Origin of the sequence: Blastococcus deserti (genome assembly GCF_042682525.1) — a bacterium.
GTDB classification, from domain to species: domain Bacteria; phylum Actinomycetota; class Actinomycetes; order Mycobacteriales; family Geodermatophilaceae; genus Blastococcus_B; species Blastococcus_B deserti.
This window is the reverse complement of record NZ_JBHUHP010000004.1, coordinates 284,615-304,766: the sequence shown is the minus strand read 5'-3', so window position 1 is coordinate 304,766 and position 20,152 is coordinate 284,615. Positions and strand designations below refer to the sequence as shown.

General features: G+C 73.5%; 10 protein-coding genes. 4 read left to right on the top strand and 6 right to left on the bottom strand.

Annotated features, from left to right (window positions below; genetic code table 11):
* The first annotated feature begins 590 nt into the window (after positions 1-590).
* A complete protein-coding gene (locus tag ACFSHS_RS06245) occupies positions 591-1,415 on the top strand; it encodes an alpha/beta fold hydrolase (RefSeq protein WP_376873174.1) in 825 nt (274 codons plus the stop codon).
* A 50-nt stretch (positions 1,416-1,465) separates the two neighbouring features.
* On the opposite strand, the gene ACFSHS_RS06240 is transcribed toward ACFSHS_RS06245, so the two are convergent.
* Positions 1,466-2,482 carry an SDR family oxidoreductase gene (locus ACFSHS_RS06240; RefSeq protein WP_376873172.1) on the bottom strand — a complete coding sequence of 339 codons (1,017 nt, stop codon included), beginning with the start codon at positions 2,480-2,482 and terminating at the stop codon, positions 1,466-1,468.
* Positions 2,483-2,643: 161 nt separating this feature from the next.
* A complete protein-coding gene (locus ACFSHS_RS06235) occupies positions 2,644-5,055 on the bottom strand; it encodes an ATP-binding cassette domain-containing protein (RefSeq protein ID WP_376873169.1) in 2,412 nt (803 codons plus the stop codon).
* Positions 5,056-5,354: 299 nt separating this feature from the next.
* On the opposite strand from ACFSHS_RS06235, the gene ACFSHS_RS06230 reads away from it, so the two are divergent.
* Entirely contained in the window at positions 5,355-7,097 is a 1,743-nt protein-coding gene (locus tag ACFSHS_RS06230; RefSeq protein ID WP_376873166.1) for a PHA/PHB synthase family protein, read from the top strand.
* Positions 7,098-7,271: 174 nt separating this feature from the next.
* Here the strand turns inward: ACFSHS_RS06230 and ACFSHS_RS06225 are convergent, their stop codons facing one another.
* The 3 genes from ACFSHS_RS06225 to ACFSHS_RS06215 form a co-directional block, all read right to left on the bottom strand.
* A complete protein-coding gene (locus ACFSHS_RS06225; RefSeq protein ID WP_376873164.1) occupies positions 7,272-9,230 on the bottom strand; it encodes a 3-oxoacyl-ACP synthase III family protein in 1,959 nt (652 codons plus the stop codon).
* A gap of 21 nt (positions 9,231-9,251) precedes the next feature.
* Positions 9,252-14,750, bottom strand: coding sequence for an ATP-binding protein (locus tag ACFSHS_RS06220; RefSeq protein WP_376873162.1), 5,499 nt, complete (start codon positions 14,748-14,750; stop codon positions 9,252-9,254).
* Positions 14,751-14,822: 72 nt separating this feature from the next.
* Positions 14,823-15,638 carry a beta-ketoacyl-ACP reductase gene (locus tag ACFSHS_RS06215; protein WP_376873159.1) on the bottom strand — a complete coding sequence of 272 codons (816 nt, stop codon included), beginning with the start codon at positions 15,636-15,638 and terminating at the stop codon, positions 14,823-14,825.
* A gap of 770 nt (positions 15,639-16,408) precedes the next feature.
* Here ACFSHS_RS06215 and ACFSHS_RS06210 point away from each other — a divergent pair.
* Positions 16,409-18,040, top strand: a complete 1,632-nt coding sequence (locus tag ACFSHS_RS06210) for a glycoside hydrolase family 13 protein (RefSeq protein ID WP_376873156.1) — start codon at positions 16,409-16,411, stop codon at positions 18,038-18,040.
* Between the two features lie 81 nt (positions 18,041-18,121).
* Here the strand turns inward: ACFSHS_RS06210 and ACFSHS_RS06205 are convergent, their stop codons facing one another.
* The gene (locus ACFSHS_RS06205; protein WP_376873154.1) at positions 18,122-19,777 is read right to left on the bottom strand and encodes a bifunctional 3'-5' exonuclease/DNA polymerase; all 1,656 of its coding nucleotides are present in this window, start codon (positions 19,775-19,777) and stop codon (positions 18,122-18,124) included.
* A gap of 76 nt (positions 19,778-19,853) precedes the next feature.
* Here ACFSHS_RS06205 and ACFSHS_RS06200 point away from each other — a divergent pair, with 76 nt between their 5' ends.
* Positions 19,854-20,105, top strand: coding sequence for a hypothetical protein (locus ACFSHS_RS06200; RefSeq protein WP_376873152.1), 252 nt, complete (start codon positions 19,854-19,856; stop codon positions 20,103-20,105).
* Positions 20,106-20,152 lie beyond the last annotated feature (47 nt).

The following is a 20,152-nucleotide window of genomic DNA, read 5'->3' as shown; positions in this document are numbered from 1 at the left end:
GCAGGGTCTCCTCCGCGTAGAGCACCCCGCTCAGGCGACCCAGCACCGCCGACAGATCCACCGCCCCGACCACACCCGGGTCGCGACCGAGGTCCGACGCCCCGGTCATGTCACACCGTCCACACCCGCGGGTCCGCGCGTGTGCTCCGTGCGGCACCGACCGATGGGGCAGCGGCAGCCCGGCCCGGGAACGGGCGGGATCCGCTCCCCACGGGACCGCGACGGTCCGCAGCACGCCGGCCGGCATCCGGAGGGCCGGCCTGGGGCCGAGCGCCCGCCCACGCAGCAGGGACCAACGATGGGACGCGGACAACGGCCGCTCCTCGTCGGCAGGTGACGGGGAAGCCCGCGGCTCCAGCTCCCGTCGCGGTGGCGCACACCGAGGGTCTGCGCCTCGTGCCGTCGCCACGACGGTCCTCGCCCGGTGCCCGCTCGTCAACGTTCTTGCGGACGATCTCATGGCACACACCGGAACCGGATGGTCCGCCCGTGCGTGGCGTGCACCGGGGCCGGCCACAGGTGGCGCCGCTGCCGAGGCGCTGACCACCGGCACGAGCGATGCCGCGCGGCGCGGGCCGGGAGCGCGTTGAATGAGCGGGGTGGTGCGGGCGGCGGGGCTTCCGGCACTGAACGCGCACCGGAGGGGAGCGGGGCCGACCCTCCTGCTCCTTCCGGGCCTGGCCAGCAACCTGGACGAGTTCCAGGCGGTGGTGCCGCAGCTGGCCCGGCGTTTCGACGTCCTGGCCCTGGACCTCCCGGGTCAGGGCCGGTCACCCGCTCTGCCGGCGACGGTCCGCCCGCGCGTCGCCGCACTGACCGACGCCGTGGAGCAGGAGCTCGACCGGCGGGGCGTCGCCGAGCCCCACGTGCTGGGGGTCTCCCTCGGCGGCCGTATCGGACTGGAGCTGGCCCGCCGGCAGCGGGCCAGGTCCGTGGTCGCCGTCGCACCGACCGGTCCGGTCAGCCCGCCGGAGCGGGTGTACCAGGCCACCCTGCTGGTCACGGCGCGGCTGACGTTCTCGGCCCTCGCCCCCGCCGCGGACGAGCTGCTGCGATCGGCCGTCGCGCGCACCGCCGCACTGGCCCTCCTGCGGGCCCGGGGATGGCGCACACCGGCCGGGGAGGCCGCCTCACTCGTCCGCGAGTTCGCGACGGCACCGGACTTCTGGCGGCTCCTGCGGCACGCGGTCCTGCCCGAGGCCACGGTCGACTACCGGACGGTGCGCTGTCCGGTCCTCATCGCGCAGGGCACCCACGACGTCCTCTCGCTCAGCCAGGCCGCATGGGCGGCGGCCCTGGTACCCGGCGCGCGGTTCCGCCTGCTCCCCTTCGCGGGTCACAGTGGCGTCGCCGACGTGCCCCAGCGCGTGATCGACCTCGTGACGGAAGCCGCCGCGGCTGCCGCCCACCGGTGAGCCGACGGTTCGGTCGTACGGCGCGCGGCCGCGCCGGCGGGTCGAGCGGATCACCGGATCAGCGGCCTGAGGACGGTCCCCGCCACCGCGAGCATCTCGGCCGCCAGCGGGATGCGCCGCACCAGCGGCTGCCGCCGGAGGGAGGTGTAGAGGCTGCGGGGCAGGGCGCTGTCGTCGAATCCGTCGCGGGCGGTGTCGTGGCCGTCCAGCGGAGCGAAGAGGTTGTCCGGCGCGTCGGCCGGCTTGGGCACCCCCGTGTCGTGCGCCTCGAAGCCGAACCGGACCAGGAGAGCGTCGACCAGACGTGGTGCCAGCTTCTCCCCGAGGATGAGGGCCTTCGCCGATCCGCCGACGACCAGGTCCCGGACGGGGTGCTGGGCGGCGTACAGGATGGCGTCCACGACCACGTCGGGCTGGTAGATCGGCGGCGGCGCGACCGGCTTGACCCCGATCTTGGTGCGCGCCTGGTCGAACAGCGGGGTGTTGATCGTCGCCGGCATCACGTTGGTGACGCTGACCGGGAGCTCCACGCGCTGCACCTCCATCCGCAGCGTCTCGACGAAGCCGTCGATGCCGTGCTTGGAGGCGCAGTAGGCGGTCTGCAGGGGCACGCCCCGTTTGGCGCCCATGGACGAGATGTGGATGAGCGCCCCGCCCCGCCGCTTCAGGTGCGGAAGGGCGGCCATGGCGCCGTGGACCTGGCCCATCAGGTTCACGTCGATGACGCGCTGGAACTCCTCCGGCGTCGTCTCCTCGAACGGGGCCACCAGCAGGACCGCGGCGGCGTGCACCCAGGTGTCCAGCCGGCCGTACTCGGTCACCGCCCGCTCGGCCACCCGGCGCATCTGCGCCGGATCGGTCACGTCCGCCGCCTCCGCACAGGCGACGCCGCCGGCGGCCCGGATCTCCTCGACCAGCGACCGCAGGCCGACCTCCCCCCGGGCGGCGACGACGACCTTGGCCCCTTCCCGGGCGAACCGGACCGCGGTGGCGCGCCCGATCCCGCTCGAGGCGCCCATCACGACGACGGCCTGTTCGCGGACTGGCTTCAACACTGGCTGCGGCATCGCCGTGACCTACCCCGCCGGCCCCGCGGCGATGGGTGCGCGTGGGGAATGTGGGATGGACGACAGTGTTCCGCTCCCGCCGCGCCGACGTCCCGCCGGTCGGCCGACGACGCCGGCAGCGGGGACAGGCGGCTGGCGCGCGGCTCGCCGCCGTCCCGGGATCACGGCGTCCGCACGGACCCCGGCGCGGATCCGACGTAGGCCGCGAGGTGCTCGCCGGTGAGCGTCGAGCGGCCGGCGACGAGGTCGGCCGGTGTGCCCTCGAAGACGATCCGCCCGCCGTCGTGGCCGGCGCCGGGGCCGAGGTCGATGATCCAGTCGGCATGGGCCATGACGGCCTGGTGGTGCTCGATGACGACGACCGACTTCCCTGAGTCCACGAGCCGGTCGAGCAGCCCGAGCAGGTTCTCGACGTCGGCGAGGTGCAGCCCCGTGGTCGGCTCGTCGAGGACGTAGACGTCCCCCCTCTCGGCCATCTGGGCGGCCAGCTTCAGGCGCTGCCGCTCCCCGCCCGACAGCGTGGTGAGCGGCTGGCCCAGGGTGAGGTAGCCGAGACCGACGTCGGCGAGCCGGTCGAGGATCGTGTGGGCGGCCGGCGTGCGCGCCTCGCCGTCCCCGAAGAACTCCTCGGCCTCGGCCACCGGCATCGCGAGCACCTCGGCGATGTTGCGCCCACCCAGGGTGTACTCGAGCACCGAGGCCTGGAAGCGCTTGCCCTCGCACTCCTCGCAGGTGGACTCGACGGTGGCCATGACGCCCAGGTCGGTGTAGATGACCCCGGCGCCGTTGCACGTCGGGCAGGCGCCCTCGGAGTTGGAGCTGAACAGCGCCGGCTTGACGCCGTTCGCCTTCGCGAACGCCTTGCGGATCGGGTCGAGCAGCCCCGTGTACGTCGCGGGGTTGCTGCGCCGGGAACCGCGGATCGCCCCCTGGTCGACCACCACCACGCCGTCGCGGGGGGCGACGGAGCCGTGGATGAGCGAGCTCTTCCCCGAACCCGCCACGCCCGTGATCACCGTCAGCACACCGAGCGGGATGTCGACGTCCACGTCCTGGAGGTTGTGCGTGCCTGCGCCGCGTACCTCCAGGGCACCCGACGGCGTACGCACCGACGGCTTCAGCGACGCCCGGTCGTCGAAGTGCTTCCCGGTCAGCGTGCCGCTGGCGCGCAGTCCGTCGACCGTGCCCTGGAAGACCACCTCGCCGCCCTCCGTGCCCGCGCGGGGGCCGAGGTCGACCACGTGGTCGGCGATCGCGATGGTTTCCGGCTTGTGCTCGACGACCAGCACGGTGTTGCCCTTGTCCCGCAGCTGCAGCAGCAGGTCGTTCATCCGCTGGATGTCGTGGGGGTGCAGCCCGATGGTCGGCTCGTCGAAGACGTAGGTGACGTCGGTGAGCGACGAGCCGAGGTGGCGGATCATCTTGGTCCGCTGCGCCTCTCCCCCGGACAGCGTGCCCGAGGGCCGGTCGAGGGAGAGGTAACCCAGGCCGATCTCCGCGAACGAGTCGAGCAGGTGCTGCAGCCCGGTGAGGAGTGGAGCCACCGAGGGCTCGTCGAGCTCCCGGATCCAGCCGGCCAGGTCGCTGATCTGCATCGCGCAGAGATCGGCGATGTTCTTGCCCCTGATCTTCGACGACAGGGCTTCCCGGGTGAGCCGCGTGCCGCCGCACTCGGGGCAGGTCGTGAACGTCACCGCACGCTCCACGAAGCGCCGGACGTGCGGCTGCAACGCGTCGACGTCCTTGGCGAGCATCGACTTCTGGATCCTCGGGATCACGCCCTCGTAGGTGAGGTTGATGCCCTCGACCTTGATCTTGGTCGGCTCCGCGTGGAGGAGGGTGTGCAGCTCCTTCTTCGTGTACCGGGCGATCGGCTTGTCCATGTCGAGGCCGGCGCCCTGGAAGAGACGGCCGTACCAGCCGTCCATGCTGTAGCCCGGGATGGTGAGCGCGCCCTCGTTGAGCGACTTCGACGAGTCGTACAGCGCCGTGAGGTCGATGTCGCTGATCGAGCCCATGCCCTCGCAGCGTGGGCACATGCCGCCGAGCCGGGTGAAGGTGGCCTTCTCGGTCTTGGTCCTGTCCCCCCGCTCGACGGTGATCGCGCCGCTGGCCCGCACCGAGGGCAGGTTGAACGAGTAGGCGTTGGGCGAACCGAGGTGCGGCTGCCCGAGCCGGCTGAACAGGATGCGCAGCATGGCGTTGGCGTCGGTGGCGGTGCCGACGGTGGAGCGGGGGTTGGCGCCCATCCGCTCCTGGTCGACGAGGATCGCCGTCGTCAGGTTCTCCAGCAGGTCGACCTCCGGCCGCGACAGCGTGGGCATGAAGCCCTGCACGAAGGCGCTGTAGGTCTCGTTGATCAGCCGCTGCGACTCCGCGGCGATCGTGTCGAACACCAGCGAGCTCTTGCCCGAGCCGGAGACACCGGTGAACACCGTCAGCCGACGCTTCGGGATCTCGACGTCGACGTCCTTGAGGTTGTTCACGCGCGCGCCCACGACGCGGATCAGGTCGTGGCTGTCGGCGGCGTGCGGCGCGGGCGACGTCGGGTCCGTGCTGGGTGCCGTGCTCATCCTGTCTCCATCCGTGAGGCCGGGCGCCGCCGCGGTTCCCGTCGGCGTCCCTCGACTCGGTCGGCCCAGCTTCGGGCAGTGCGCCGGATCCGCCAAGCCTGGCCCCGCGCCACCTCCGCCGGGAGCGAGGGTCCGTCGATGTCGTGAGCGAGCGGTGGCGCCCTGTGATGACGACGCTGGGCCGGGCAGCGGCGGGCGTGCTTCCTCCCGACGTCCGGAGCGCACAAGCGCGTCCCGGGCCGCTACCGTCGGGACCGGAAGTGATCCAAGTCACAGGATCCAGGTCACAAGGGGGACACGTGACGACCACGACGCCGGACCGGACACCGCTGGACGAACGAGGGCGAGCGCCGGCGCAGCCGGCACCGCAGGACGAGACCGAGGCGACCGCCACCGTCGAGGGCGCAGAACCCGTCGGCCTGCCGACGCCGCGAGGGATCGTCCGCGGACTGCTCGCCACCTTCGCGCGCCCGGGACCCGTGGCGCGCGAGACGGCCCGGCTCGGGCGTGACGCGGCGCGGATCGTCCTGGGCACCGACGACATCGGGCCTTCCCCCAAGGACAAGCGGTTCGCCGACCCCGCCTGGTCGCAGAACCCCGGCTACCGGCGCCTGGCGCAGTCCTACGTGGCCTGGACCGAGGCGCTGACCCGCCTGGTCGACGACTACGAGGCCCGCGGCCCCGACTGGCACGAGGTGGAGCAGGCGCGGTTCGTCCTCAACGCCTGGACCAGCGCCCTGGCCCCGACCAACACGCTGCTCGGCAACCCGGCGGCGCTCAAGCGGGCGTTCGACACCGGCGGGCGCAGCGTCGTCCGCGGGGTCGCGAACATGCTGCACGACCTCCGGCACAACGGCGGCATGCCGCGCCAGGTCGACCGCAGCGCCTTCACCGTTGGCAAGGACCTAGGCGTCAGCCCGGGGGCCGTGGTCCACCGCGACGAGGTCGTCGAGGTCATCCAGTACGCGCCGTCGACGGCGCGCGTACGGCAACGGCCCCTGGTGATCGTGCCGCCGCCGATCGGGCGGTTCTACTTCCTGGACCTCCGGCCGGGTCGGAGCTTCGTCGAGTACGCCGTCAGCCAGGGCCTCCAGGTGTTCATGATCAGCTGGCGGAACCCGACCAGGGAGCAGGCCGACTGGGATCTCGACACCTACTCCGGTGCCATCCTGCGGGCCGTCGACGTGGCCCGGGAGGTCACCGGCTCGCCGGACGTCACCACGCTCGGCTTCTGCGCCGGCGGCCAGCTGATGACCACGGCGCTCAACCACCTGGCCGCCACCGGCGACGACCGCGTGCACGCCGCCGGCTACGCGGTGACCCTGCTCGACTTCTCGAGCCGGGCGCCCCTGGGCGCGTTCTCGGCCCCACGCCTGCTCGACCTGGCACGGCGCAACTCGCGGCGACGGGGGGTGATCACGGCCCGGCAGATGGGCTCGATGTTCACCTGGATGCGACCCGACGACCTGATCTTCAACTACCTGGTCAGCGAGTGGCTGATGGGCGAGGACCCGCCCGCGTTCGACATCCTCGCGTGGAATGCGGACGGCACCAACCTGCCGGCACGGCTGCACGAGCAGTTCCTCGAGATCTTCGGCAAGAACTCCCTGGTCCGGCCGGGCGCCATGCGGGTGCTGGGCACTCCGGTCCACCTGAGCCGGATCACCCTGCCCACGTTCGTCACCGGCGCCCTCACCGACCACCTCACCCCCTGGGACGGGTGCTACCGGACGACGCAGCTGCTGTCGGGGCCGACCACGTTCGTGCTCAGCTCCAGCGGTCACATCCAGAGCCTGGTGAACCCGCCGGGCAACCCCCGGGCCAGCTACTGGACCGGCGGCGAGCCCGGCCCCGACCCGCAGGCGTGGCGGGCGTCGGCGGAGCGGCACACCGGCAGCTGGTGGGAGCCCTGGGCGGAGTGGATGCTCGAACGCTCGGGCGACGAGGTCCCGGCCCCCGCCGAGACGGGGAGCGCCTCGCACCCGCCGCTGGAGCCGGCACCCGGGTCCTACGTGCGCGACCGGCGGCCCGGCCCCGGCTGAGCCCACCTGCCGGGGAGCACCGGCCCGCGGTCGCGGGGCGCGTCGGGGTCCGGGCAGCGCCCGCACCCCGACGTCGCCACGGCGATCGCGAGCGGCAGGCGATGAGGAGGGCCAGCCGCCCGTGCGGGCGGGGCCGGTGCCGTCCGGCTCGTCCCGTGGACGGCCGGCCGCGGCTCAGCCGAAGGCCTCCCGCATCTCCTCCGACGCCGACGCCTGCTCGCCGGGGGCCGGCATCGGAGCCTCGGTGGCGGTCTCGTGCGGAGCGGTCGGCCCCTGGACGGCGACCACCGCCGGGTCGATCCGCATGACCGCGTACCCGGCGACGGCGCCCGCGCCGAAGCCCGGGGCGAAGATGCGCACCGGCTCGCTGATCACGCCGTCGCGCACCGCGTCGTGGATGGCCAGCGGGATGCTCGCCGACGACGTGTTGCCGACCTGCTCGATGTTGAAGTAGAGCTGGTCGGCGCTCAGCCCGGCGCGCTCGGCCAGCTGGATGACCATCGTCTTGTTCGCCTGGTGCGGCACGATCAAGTCGATGCTGTCGAGCAGCGAGCCGTCCTTCCCGTCCGGGTGCGGAAGGGCGGAGATCTCCTCGATCATCTGGCTGAGGTAACGGCCGGCCAGGGCCTTCACCTGGGGCCCGAAGACGGTGATGTTGTTGTCGAACTCGGGGTTGGGCCAGAGGATCGAGTTCACCTCGCTGGCCGGGCCGCTGGCGTAGGTCTTCAGGTAGTCGATGTCGGCCGCCCCACCCTCGGGCGCCGGACCCACCACCATCGCCGACGCGCCGTCCCCGAAGATCATCCGCGACGTGCGGACGTTGCCGATCTTGTCGGAGAACTTCTCCACGCAGACCACCAGGACCGGTCGCTCGACCTCCTGGAGGAGGCGGGTGGCGTCGGCGACGCCGTAGGGCATGCCGGCGCAGGCGGCGATGAGGTCGTAGGCGACGTAGACCTGCTGCATGCCGAGCTGACCGCAGAGGTAGGTGGCCAGCGACGGGATCAGCCGGGACGTCGTGCAGGTGCAGACGAGCACCGCGCCGATCTCCTCCGGCTCGCGGCCGGCCTTGGCCAGCGCCGCCTCGGCCGCCTGGAGGGCCAGCTCCTCGACCGACAGGGAGCTGTACCGGCGCTGCTCGATGCCGGTCTTGGACGAGATCTCGTCGGCGCTCATCGGCGACCAGTTGTAGGCGGTGTTGCGGATCAGGTCGTCGTTGCTGCACACCTGGTCGCCGTGCACCGCCGCCAGGGACTCCAGTCGCGGCAGCACGGAGAAACGCGCCCGGACGTCGATGGCCGGGAAGGGCCGCACCGGCGGTCGCGGCTCCCGCGCCGACCCGGTGGCGCGGCGGGGTGCCCCCTCACCGAGCCGGCGCAGGAAGGCCCGGACCTCCTTGTCCCTCGGGTGGAAGGCGACCACGTAGTCGTCGTCCGAGAGCTGGCTCGCCTCGGCCAGCTCCATCTGCGACCGGTCCCAGGGGTACTGGTTGTGCAGCACCATCGCCCAGCGGTGCAGCGCCTCGAGTTCCGGGACGTCCTCGGAGACGTCGAGGATGTCGGTGTAGTCGTAGACCGGGAAGTCGGGGTCGTAGTTCCGCAGCCGGAAGGTGAGGTTGCCCGGCTGCTCCAGGAACTCCGCGACCGTCGGCTTCACGGCCGGCAGCGTCGACGCGTGGTGCCGGCGGTTGCCGAAGACGTCGAACAGGATCGCGAAGATCCGGTCCTCGCAGTCCTGGTCCCACCGCGCCGGCAGCTGCGGATACGCCTGCTGCACGCCGCTGATCTTCTCCTCGCCGTTCTCCCACGGCTGCAGGACGGGCAGGAAGACGTCCGAGCGGTGGCGGGGGACGTCGGCCCAGCGGGTCGGCCGCTTGTCGTACATGGTGATCGAGAAGCGGTTGGCCCAGAACAGGTTGAGCGCGACGTCGCGCATCAGGTCGTAGCGCGTGCCGTAGGAGCCGGCGCGGACCCGCTCCAGGATGTCCGTGCCACTGGGCGCCTTCGTCTCGAAGTCCCGGCGGATGACGCTGTCGAGCTGCTCCAGCGTCTCCATGGTGGAGAAGTCCAGCTCGGGCATGACGTTCGAGGGAAACACCATGCGGCCGTGCCGGTTCAGGACGAAGGCGTTCATGGGAGACCTCTCTGCCGGGGATCAGGTGCGGACGCGGTCCATGCCGCGCTCCACCGCCGCGATGAGCCGGGGGCGGAGCTCGGCGGCGGGGATGATGTCGTGCACCGAGCCCACCCGCCGGGCGCGCTCGATGTCGTGGACGGCCTCGAACTCGGCGGCGACCTCGCCGAGCTTCTCCGAGCGGACGGCGCTGCGGAGCGTGGCCAGCTGCGCCCGGAGGTGCGCCTGCTCCACCGCGTCGGCCCCGCTGATCCGCTCCTCCAGCTCCCGCACCCGGGGATCGGCGCTGGTGCGCTTGTCCACCTCGCGGGAGAAGACGACCGCGGCCGCCGGTGCCCCGCCGATGACCGAGGCGTAGGAGCCCTCGACGGCGAGCACCTCCATGTTGTCGTTGAGCACGCCGGAGAAGACGACGAAGGCGCCGCCGTGGTACCGCGACACGACGCAGAAGACGATGGGCCCGTCGAAGTTGGTGATGGCCCGGCCGATCTCGGCGCCGTATTCGAGCTGGAGGTTGCGCAGCGACTCCGGGGACCCGTCGAAGCCGGAGAGGTTGGCCAGCACGACCAGTGGCCGGTTGCCGCTGGCGGCGTTGATGGCGCGCGCGGTCTTCTTCGACGAGCGGGGGAAGAGGGTGCCGGCGGTCCACTGGTCGGGCCCGTCGGCCGGGTAGCTGCCCCGCCGCGGGATCGGCCGCGACTCCACGCCGAGGACGGTCACCGGGTGACCGCCGAGGTGGGCGTCGAGGACGACGGCGGTGTCGGCGTCGGCCATGCCGGCCCACCGCTCGAGCACCGGGTGGTCCTGGTCGGTGACCGCGCGCATCACGGTGCGGATGTCGAAGGCCTTCTTCCGCTCGGCATTGGTCTCCGGGGAGAAGATGTCGCCGACGGTGGTGAACTCGCTGGCCGGGTGGTCGTGCGGGAACGATCGCACGTCCCGGTCGCGCGGGTCGGAGGTCTCGGCCGCCCGGGCGAAGCGTTCCCCCGGCGCCCGGTAGGTGTGCTCGTAGTGCTGGGACAGGAGCTCCAGCGCGGCGGTGAGGTTGGGGGCCCAGTACTGCGCCTGCCCGTTGGGGCCCATGACCCGGTCGTAGCCGCCGATGCCGAAGTTGTCCTCCGCGGACACCCCGCCGGAGTAGTCGAGGGAATGCTTGCCGGTGAGCACCATGGCGCTGTCGGGCGTCATGACGAGGATGCCCTTGGTGTGCATGAGCATCGTGGCCTCGGCGTTCCAGTAGGGCTGGGCGCCGACGTTGATCCCGGTGACGACGACGTTGATCTCGCCGCCGGCCTGGGTGAACTCGATGATCCGGCGCAGCGCCCGCGAGACCCAGTCCATGTTCTCGGTGCCGCTGTCCATCGAGATCCGCGCACCCGAGGACAGCGCGAACCACTCGACCGGGATGCCCCGCTCCTCGGCCAGGTCGAGGGCGGCGACGATGCGCGCGCACTCGGGCTCGGCGACGGTGCCCAGCGCCTTGGTCGGGTCGCCGAAGAGCGCCACCCGGGTCATGCCCTCCGGGTAGCGGGGCGTCGGCGTGGTGACCAGCCCGGCGACGAGGCCCGCCTTGTTCCGGCCGGGCGGCCGCTCCACCGACACCAGCCGGCTGTTCTCGTCCAGGTCGAGCTCGACGAAGGAGCCGTCGCGCCCGGCCCACAACGGGGCGAGCTCGTAGGGGTAGGGGGCTCCCCGGGCGCGTGAGCTGAGCACCTTCTCGGTGTAGTCGTCGAGCGGGCGCATGGGCTCGGTGGGCCGGTCGGTGACCTCCATGCGCACGCCGGTGCCCGGCCGGTAGGAGAAGCGCAGCGCCACGTCGCGCGGCGGGCGCCCCTCTTCCTCCTGCAACCGGGCCAGGAGCACGATCTGGTCCAGCCCGGCACCCACGGTCAGCGGCGCGGACGTGCGGGCGAAGGTCGCGACCTGCGCCAACGGCACCTCGATCGAGGGCCAGGCGTAGAGGTAGATGCGGTTGTGCTCCAGCGGCCGCCGCGACCGGCGCAGGGACTGCGCCTGCCGCAGGCTGTTCAGGCAGGCGGTCAGCTGCCGCTCGACCGTCGGGAAGCCCACGACCTCGCCGTGTTCGTCGCGCACCGGGGTGAGATCGCGCACCTCGGCCATGGCGATGAACCGCTCGTCGTTCGGGTTCTCCTTCCCCCGGATGTGCAGCAGGTAGGTGTCCTCGGCCGACGGGACGCGCTCGCCGTCGAACGCCTTCAGCCGCCAGATCTGGAACCGTTGCGCGGTCAGCGGGTGCAGGCCCCGGATGATCCGCTCCTCGGCGAGCCCGGTGCCGTCCGGCGACGGCCGGAAGGTGAAGGTCTCCACGTCACCGTCCGGGGTGCACACGGTCACGGTGACCCGGCGCCCGGAGCGCAGCTGGGGGACGTCGGCGAGCATGCCGCTCAGCCGCTCGGCCACGGCATCGGCGTCGGCCGGGCGGTCGGGCCAGGCCAGGTAGAGATCGACGACCAGCTGGGTGGGGTCGGCGACGTCGTCGAGCAGACCGGCCAGCGACGGCAGCACGTCCGGCAGCCGCGCCATGTCGGCCATCAGCCCCACCAGGTGCAGCCGGGTGCCGTTCAGGTCGTACTCGGCCGTGACGCAGGTGTCCCCGTCGAGCAACCGCGACCGCACGTCCTCGAGGCTGCGGCTGCGGTAGTAGCGGCGGGTGAGCACCTCGAGCACCGGGTCCGGCACCGCGGTGGGGCGGCCGAAGCGCTGCGCGAGCAGGCGGATCAGCGGCTCGGGGCTGGCGACCAGTGCCTCCATCCGCTGCATCTGCTCCCCGGTGTCGCCCCGGGCCGCGGCCTCGTCGAGCTCGTCGAGCAGCCGGCGGGCCCGGTCGAGGACCTCCTGCCGCGCCGCCCGGAGCACCGGCTCCTCGAAGTGGCGGTAGCGGACGGCGCGGGCCAGGTCGCCGACGGCGGGGTAGCGCAGCTGGGTCGCGGTGATCAGCCGGTCGAGCACCTCCCCCACCTCCGCCCGCGACGGGCCGTCGGGCGGCCTGGCGGCGGTGAGCCAGTGGTCGAGCAGCGCGAGGACGGCGGGCAGCTGCTCGGCGACGCGCTGCTGCGCCAGGAAGATGCGGTGGACGGCCTCCTCGAGCACCGGGCCGGGCTCCAGGTCGTGGACGTCGTAGTGCAGCAGGGCGCGGCGCAGCCGGGCCCGGAAGCTCTCCGGCAGCGCCTCCCGCTCGATGTCCAGCGAGTGCAGGTAGGCGTGGAAGTACTCGCGGGGGCTGTGGACCTGCTGGTCGGCCTCCTCCTCCTCGCTGGCCGGCCGGTTGCGGGAGAGCTCGCAGAGGTCGGCGAACGTGGTCAGCACGGTGAGCTCGCCCCGCAGCAGCTCCGGGTCGTCGACCGGGACCGCGGCACGGGCGGGGCCGTAGTCGGCCACCAGCTGCCGGGCGTGGGCGCCGCTGACGTCGTAGCCGGTGATCAGGGCCTGCAGCACGGCCAGCAGCGAGAGGGCCCGTTCCCGAGGTTCGCCCGAGGCCACGTCGTCCCCGGTGGGGAGCGCGAGGCGCTCGCCGGAGGCCTCCTCGACGTCATCGCCGGCGCGCTCGAGGGTCAGCAACCCGGCCCCGGCGTCGACCTGGGCGTTGACCGCCACCAGGACGTCACGGACCCGGCCGGCGAACGGCGCCCGCACCGCCGTCTCCATCTTCATGCTCTCGACCACGGCGACGGTCTGCCCGGCCTCCACCTCCTGGCCCACCGCCGCGCGGATCGCCACGACGACGGCCGGGGCCGGGGCCCGCACCACTCCCCCGACGTCCTGGGCCACCCGGTGGGTCTCCCCGTCGACCTCCACCAGGGAGGATCCGGGGGCCTGGACCGACACGACGGAGAAGCGCTCGTCACCGGCGGTCAGCCGGCTCTCCAGGGGGCCGAGCCGGTCGACGTCGACGTCGACGTAGCGGCCGTCGAGCTCGACGCGGTAGCGGTCCCGCATGACCGTCGCGACGCGCAGCCGGTAGGTCTGCCCGCGGTGGCCCAGCTCGACCGTGCGGCCCACCTCGTGCGGGGCGCGCGGCCGGCCGCCCCGGGCGGAGGCGAGGAAGGCCGCCCGTTCGCGGGCCTCCTCGGCGTCGGCGACGTCGATGGCGACGTGCACCAGGGCCACCCAGGCCTTGCCCAGCGGCCGGGCACCGGTCCCGGCGCCGCTGCGGTCCAGCCAGCCGGTGTCGGCCGTGCCGCCCACCACCTCCGGCCGGTCGAGCAGGTCCAGCAGGAAGGACTTCGTCGTCGTGCCACCCCGCAGCACGACGATCGTCTCCTGGAGCGCGCAGCGCAGCCGGGCGAGGGCCTCCGGGCGGTCCCGCCCCCAGGCGATGACCTTGGCGATCATCGAGTCGTACTGGGGCGGGATGACGTCGCCGACGCCCATGCCGGTGTCCACGCGGACGCCGGGTCCGCTCGGCAGCCGCATCAGCTCCACCCGGCCCGGGGCGGGCGCGAAGCCCTGCTCGGCGTCCTCGGCGTTGAGCCGCGCCTCCACCGCGTGGCCGGACTGGGGTGGGGGTTCGCCCTCGAGCCGGCCTCCCGCCGCCACGTGCAGCTGCAGCTTGACGATGTCGAGGCCGGTGGTCTCCTCGGTGACGGGGTGCTCGACCTGCAGGCGGGTGTTCACCTCGAGGAAGGTGAAGAGCTTCTCGTCCGGCTGGTAGAGGAACTCGACGGTGCCCGCACCGACGTAGCCGGCGGCCTTGACGAGCGCGACCGCGGAGCTGCGCAGCGACGAGTCCTGCTCGGGGGTGAGGGCCGGTGAGCTCGACTCCTCGATGACCTTCTGGTTGCGCCGCTGGACGGAGCAGTCCCGGACGCCGGGGGCCCACACCGTCCCGTAGCGGTCGGCGATCACCTGCACCTCGACGTGCCGGCCGCCCTCGACCAGCCGTTCCATGAACACGACGGGGTCGCCGAAGGTCCGCTGGGCCTCGGTCTGGGTGCGGGTGAGCGCCTCCTCGAGCTCGTCCTCCGAACGGACCACGCGGATCCCGCGGCCACCACCCCCGCTCCTGGACTTCACGATCAGCGGGTAGCCGATGGCAGCGGCGTGCCGCCGGCCGTCCTCGACGCCCTCGACGGGGCCGCCGCTCCACGGCGCGACCGGGACACCGGTCTGCTCGGCGAGCACCTTGGCCTCGATCTTGGCGCCGAGGATCCGCATCGCCTCCGGTGGCGGTCCGACGAACGCCACGCCGAGTTCGGCGCACAGTTCGGCGAAGGCCGGGTCCTCCGCCACGAACCCCCAGCCGACCCAGGCCGCATCCGCGCGGGCGGCCTGCAGCGCGCGCCGCAGCTCGTCGTGGTCGAGATAGGGGTTCGTGGCGCCGTTCTCGCGCAGCACCACGGCCTCGTCGGCCGCGCGCACGAACGTCGCCCGCCGCTCGGCCTCGGTGTGCAGGGCGATGACGCGGGTCGTGCTGCCGTGCTCCGCGTTCAGCTCGCGCACGGCCCTGATGAGGCGCACGGCGGGCTCACCCCGGTTGATCACAGCGATGCGGCCGAACACGTCTGGACCCTCCTGTCGATCGACTCGGCCCGGGGCGACGGCTCAGGACCGCGGTGGAGTGCGCGGCCGGAGCTACATGTCCAGACCCCCGTTGACTCCCCACACCTGTCCGGTGATGTACCCGGAGGCGTCGGCAGCCAGGAAGTGCACGACGCGGGCGACCTCTTCCGGTTCGCCCAGCCGGCCGAGCGGGATCTTCGCCCGGAGACCGTCGAGCACCTTCTCGGGCACGGTCTCGAGCATCTCGGTGGCGGTGTAGCCAGGCGTCACCGCGTTGACGGTGATGCCCAGGCCGTCGGTCTTGCCCGACCGCTGCAGGTGGTGTGCCGCCTCCCGGGCCAGCGTCTTGGTCAACCCCAGCAGCCCCGCCTTGGCCGAGGAGTAGTTCGACTGGCCGATGCCGCCCATCTCGCCGATCACCGAGGAGATCATCACGATCCGCCCGCTGCCGCGTTCCAGCATGTGCTTGAGCGCGGCCTGGGAGAGGTAGAAGGCGCCCGACAGGTTGACGTCGATGACCCGGCGCCAGTCGTCGTCGGTCATCTTCAGCACGGTGCGGTCGGCGGTGATGCCGGCGTTGTTGACCAGGATGTCGAGCCGGCCGTGCTGCTCGATCACCTCCGCGATGGTGCGGCGGCAGTCCTCCGGGTTGGCGATATCGCCGCGATGGACGCTCATGTGACTCTCCGGGTAGGCACCGGCGAAGTCCTGGGCGAACATCTCGGCACGTTCCTGGTTGCCGCTGTACCCAGCGGCGACGTCGGCGCCCTGCTGGGCGAGGCTTCGGCAGATCGCCGCGCCGATCCCCCGGGTGCCCCCCGTCACGAAGGCCACCCTGCCGAGCAGCTTCCCGCCGGTCCTGGTCGTGCGTTCCTGCGTGGCAGTCATTGCATCCTCCCCCGGGCGCCGCGCGCCTCACCGTCGGCCCGGGAGGGCTGGACCGCTGCCGTCAGCGGCCCTGGGTGCTCCGGCACCGGGCACTCGCGCAGCATGCTGCCGCCACCGGTCAGCGTCAACCGGAGCTGCGACCGGACGTCGTCGTCCAGCTCACGTGCCGGCCGCGGCACCACGATCGCGGACCCGGCACCGCCCCTCCGGGTTCCGGCCCGCTCACCGGCTGTCGCCGCACCGCGACGGTGAGCGGCGTCCGGAGGGCACACGGGCGGGTCCGCCCGGCAGCCTCCCGCTCGGCGACGGGGCGGGAAGGGGCGTACGCCGGCCGATCGCGACGTCGTCACCGGGCGACCGCGACGGGGTCCGGCCCGCCGCCGTTCGCGGCCGGTCGGCGGCGGGGGTGCCGCAGCCCCGGCGCGGGGGCTTCACGGCCACGCCGGGGCTGGTCAGCGGCTGCCTTTCCCGATCGGGGGCAACTCAAACGCGTGCACCCGGAAGCTGGCGGGCGGGGCGCGCCCGAGGGAACTCGGGGCCCCGCCCGCCGACAGCATGCAGGGAACGGCCGGGTGTCGCAATAGATGTCTAGGACGTCTGCGGATGACCCCGTGACGGGGTCGTCGCGCCCACGGTCCGGCACGTGGGCGCCGGCGACACCGCGCTGAGCTGTGCAGCCGTCCGCGCTCGGCGAGAGTTGCCGAAGATCTCGCCGTCATTCGGCAGGCGCCTTACGCGCTGCGGGCCACGGGGGTGCCGATGGTTGGCACATGTTCGCTCGGCTCGTGCGTGCGGCGATCCCGACCCAGCGACGGGTCGCGGTCGAGGCATCGGCGTCCCCCTGGTGGCGGACGGCGGTGGTGTACCAGGTGTACCTGCGGTCGTTCGCCGACGGCAACGGCGACGGCATCGGGGACCTCAGCGGGCTGCGATCCCGGTTGCCCTACCTTGCCTGGCTCGGCGTCGACGCCCTGTGGATCAACCCGCACTACCCCTCCGGCGGAGCCGACGGCGGCTACGACGTCGTCGACTACCGCGCCGTCGACCCCGACTACGGCGACGTCACCGACGTCGAGGACCTGGTGACCGAGGCCCGCCGGCTCGGTCTGCGGGTCGTGCTCGACGTCGTCCCCAACCACACCTCCGACCGCCATCCGTGGTTCCGGGCCGCACTCGCCGACCCGGCATCCCCGGAGGCCGCGCGCTACCACTTCGCCCCGCCGTCGGACGAGCCGCCGAACAACTGGCAGTCCCTGTTCGGCGGCCCCGCGTGGTCGCGGACTCCCGACGGCCGGTGGTACCTGCACCTGTTCGCACCCCAGCAACCCGACCTGAACTGGCGCGACCCCGCCGTGGCCGCGGACTTCGAGAAGACCCTGCGCTTCTGGCTCGACCGCGGCGTCAGCGGGTTCCGCGTCGACGTGGCCTACGGCCTGTTCAAGGACGCCGGGCTGCGGGACAACCCCGGCGCCTACTCCCCCACGCTGTTCGGCCACGGCCCGGAGCAGGCCATGACGTGGAACCAGCCGGAGGTGCACGACGTCTGGCGCCGCTGGCGGTCGATCTGCGACGAGTACCCGGACACCATGCTGGTCGGCGAGGTCTGCCTGGCCGACCTCGAGCAGGTGGCGCTCTACTCACGTCCCGACGAGCTGCACCAGTCCTTCTCGTTCCGGCTGCTGAAGTCGCCGTGGTCGGCGGAGGCCTTCGCCGAGGGCGTGCAGGGCGCGCTCGACGCCTTCGGGGCGGTCGACGCGCCGGTGTCCTGGGTCCTGGGCAACCACGACAAGGACCGCCTGGTGACCCGCTTCGGGGGCGGGTCGGTGGGCGCGGCCCGTGCCCGCGCCGCGGCTCTGCTGTTGCTGGCGCTGCCGGGCTCGGCCTACGTCTACGCCGGCGACGAGCTGGGGCTGCCCCAGGCCCTCGTCCCCGACGAGGCCAAGCGCGACCCGATCTTCCTCCGCAGCGGCGGTGCGCGCGCCGGTCGCGACGGGTGCCGGGTGCCCCTCCCGTGGAACGCCTCTCCGAACGTCGGCTTCTCGGCCGAGGGGGCCGCCGATCCGTGGTTGCCGATCCCCTCGGGCTGGGCCGAGCACGCCGTGTCCCGGCAGACGTGGGACGACGGGTCGATGCTCAAGCTCTACCGGCGGGCGCTGGCCCTGCGGGCGGAGCATCCTGCGCTCGGCTCCGGAGCGGCCACGGTGAGCACACGGGGGGACGTCCTGACCCTCCGCTGCACCGGCGAGGGGCGGACCGTCCGCTGCGTCGTGAACATGGGCGGCGGGACGGTCCTGGTCCGCTCGGCCGGCACCGTGCTCCTGTCGTCCGCCCCGCAGGCGCACTCGCCGGGCCGCAGCCTCGCGCTGCCGCCCGACAGCGCGGTCTGGCTCGCCGAGGACTGACGCCGCCACACCCCCGGGCCCGGGTGTGGCGGCGGTCGCCGGCCCGGGCGCCGGTCGGAGGCGGCGCCGCCGGCGGGGAACTCAGCCGGCCTCGGCCCACGACCGGACCACGGAGACGTCGAGCGGGAAGTCGACGGGGAACGAGCCGAACAGCAGCCGCCCCGCGGCGGCCGCGGCGTGCCGCACCTCGTCGGCCACCTCGGCCGCGAGGTGACCGGGCGTGTGGACGACCACCTCGTCGTGCAGGAAGAACACCAGGTGCGGACGCTCGGCCACGGTCCCGCTACCGAGCCGCCACAGCCGGTTGCGCAGGTCGGCCAGCCAGCACAGCGCCCACTCCGCCCCCGTGCCCTGGACGACGAAATTGCGGGTGAACCGCCCCCACGAGCGGCGGTGCCGGTCCCGCACCTCGCGGGGCAGCTCCTCGTCGGCGGGCTCCCCGAGGTCCACGGGCCTCGCCGCCCACTCCCCCGCGGGCGGCGGGGACCCGCGGCCGAGCAGGGTGTGCACCAGCTCCCCGCGCTCCCCCGCCCGCGCGGCCTCCTCCACCAGCCCGATCGCCCGGGGGTACCGGCGGGCGAGCCGGGGCATCATGCGGCCGCTCTCCCCCCGGGTGCCGCCGTACATGGCGCCCAGCATCCCGACCTTGGCGTCGGCCCGGCCGGCCACCGCACCGGCGGCGACCATGCCCTCGTAGAGATCCGCCGAGCGGGCCGCCTCGGCCATCGCGGTGTCGCCGCTCATGCCGGCCAGGACGCGCGGCTCCAGCTGGGCGACGTCGGCCACGACGAACCGCCATCCCTGGTCCGCGACGGCCGCGGGGCGCACCTGCACGGGCACCGACAACGCGCCCCCACCGCTGGACGCCCATCGCCCGGTCACCACGCCACCGGGCAGGAACCAGGGCCGGAAACGGCCGTCGCGCACCCAGGTGTCCAGCCAGTTCCAGCCGTTGGCCTGGAGCAACCGGCTGAGCCTCTTGTACTCCAGGAGCGCGGGGATGCCCGGGTGGTCCAGCCGCTCGAGCGTCCACGACCGGGTGTCGGGCACCGGCAGCCCCGCGGCGTGCAGGGCACGGAGGAGCTCCCCGGGCGAGTCCGGGTTCAGCTCGGGGACACGCAGCGCCCGGCGGATCTCCGCCAGCAGACCCTCGAGGACGGCCGGCCGCCGCCCCGCCGTCGGCCGGGGGCCGAGCAGCTCGGTGAGCAGCCGCTCGTGGACGTCGGCCCGCCAGGGCAGCCCGGCGTGCGTCATCTCCGCGGCCGCCAGGGCGCCGGAGGACTCCGCCGCCAGGAGCAGGTCCAGCCGGCTGCGCTCCTCCGCCGCCGCGAGGGCCACGCGTTGCCGGCGGTGCTCGCCGACCGGGTCGAGGCGGTCGGCCGGGTCGTCAAGGGGGAACAGCGCGGCCTCCGTGGCGCTGACCGGCTGGAGGGCGTCCCAGCCGGGCGTCTCGTCGTCGGTCAGCAGCGACTGGTCCACGAACGGTGACCGGCGGAGGACGGCGTGCGTGAGCCGCAGATCGGTGCAGCGCTCCACCCGGACGCCGGCGTCCAGCAGGCCGGGGTACCAGCGGGTGGTGTCGTCCCACACCCAGCGCACCCGCCCCGGCTCGCGCGCCCGGACGAAGCCGGCGAGCTCCTCGGCGGGGAGCCGGGCCGTGCCGACCACCCTGCCGTCGTCGCCGCACTCGCGCGCCTCGACGGAGGCGCCCCGGCGGACCAGGACGACACGGTTCACCACCGCAGTGTCGCCGAGGGGTCGGACACGCCCGCGAGAGGAGCGTGCCGGGCGGGCGCGCGGGTACGGCGTCGCCATGGACTCCCAGGGCATGGATTCCCAGGGCATGGATTCCCAGGGCATGGATTCCCAGGGCATGGACGCCGCCGGCATGGACGCCGGACGCATGCCACCCTCCGGCGACGACGACGGCGCGCCTGCGCGCAGGGACCCGACCCCGCCCCCGTTCCCCGACGATCCGCGGATCCCGAAGCCCGAGGACGCCGTTCCGACGGAGAGCCGGGAACTGGGCGGCGCCGCCCCCGCGGTGGGGCCGGGTTCCGAGTAGCCGCCCGGCCGGTGCGGGCCGGCCGGCCGAGCGCCCCGTCGACGCAG

Bases quoted from the DNA above. Each gene is read 5' to 3' on its own strand.
- ACFSHS_RS06210 (WP_376873156.1), top strand. From the start codon at position 16,409: ATGTTCGCTCGGCTCGTGCGTGCGGCGATCCCGACCCAGCGACGGGTC.
- ACFSHS_RS06200 (WP_376873152.1), top strand. From the start codon at position 19,854: ATGGACTCCCAGGGCATGGATTCCCAGGGCATGGATTCCCAGGGCATG.
- ACFSHS_RS06245 (WP_376873174.1), top strand. From the start codon at position 591: ATGAGCGGGGTGGTGCGGGCGGCGGGGCTTCCGGCACTGAACGCGCAC.
- ACFSHS_RS06240 (WP_376873172.1), bottom strand. From the start codon at position 2,482: ATGCCGCAGCCAGTGTTGAAGCCAGTCCGCGAACAGGCCGTCGTCGTG.
- ACFSHS_RS06235 (WP_376873169.1), bottom strand. From the start codon at position 5,055: ATGAGCACGGCACCCAGCACGGACCCGACGTCGCCCGCGCCGCACGCC.
- ACFSHS_RS06225 (WP_376873164.1), bottom strand. From the start codon at position 9,230: ATGAACGCCTTCGTCCTGAACCGGCACGGCCGCATGGTGTTTCCCTCG.
- ACFSHS_RS06215 (WP_376873159.1), bottom strand. From the start codon at position 15,638: ATGACTGCCACGCAGGAACGCACGACCAGGACCGGCGGGAAGCTGCTC.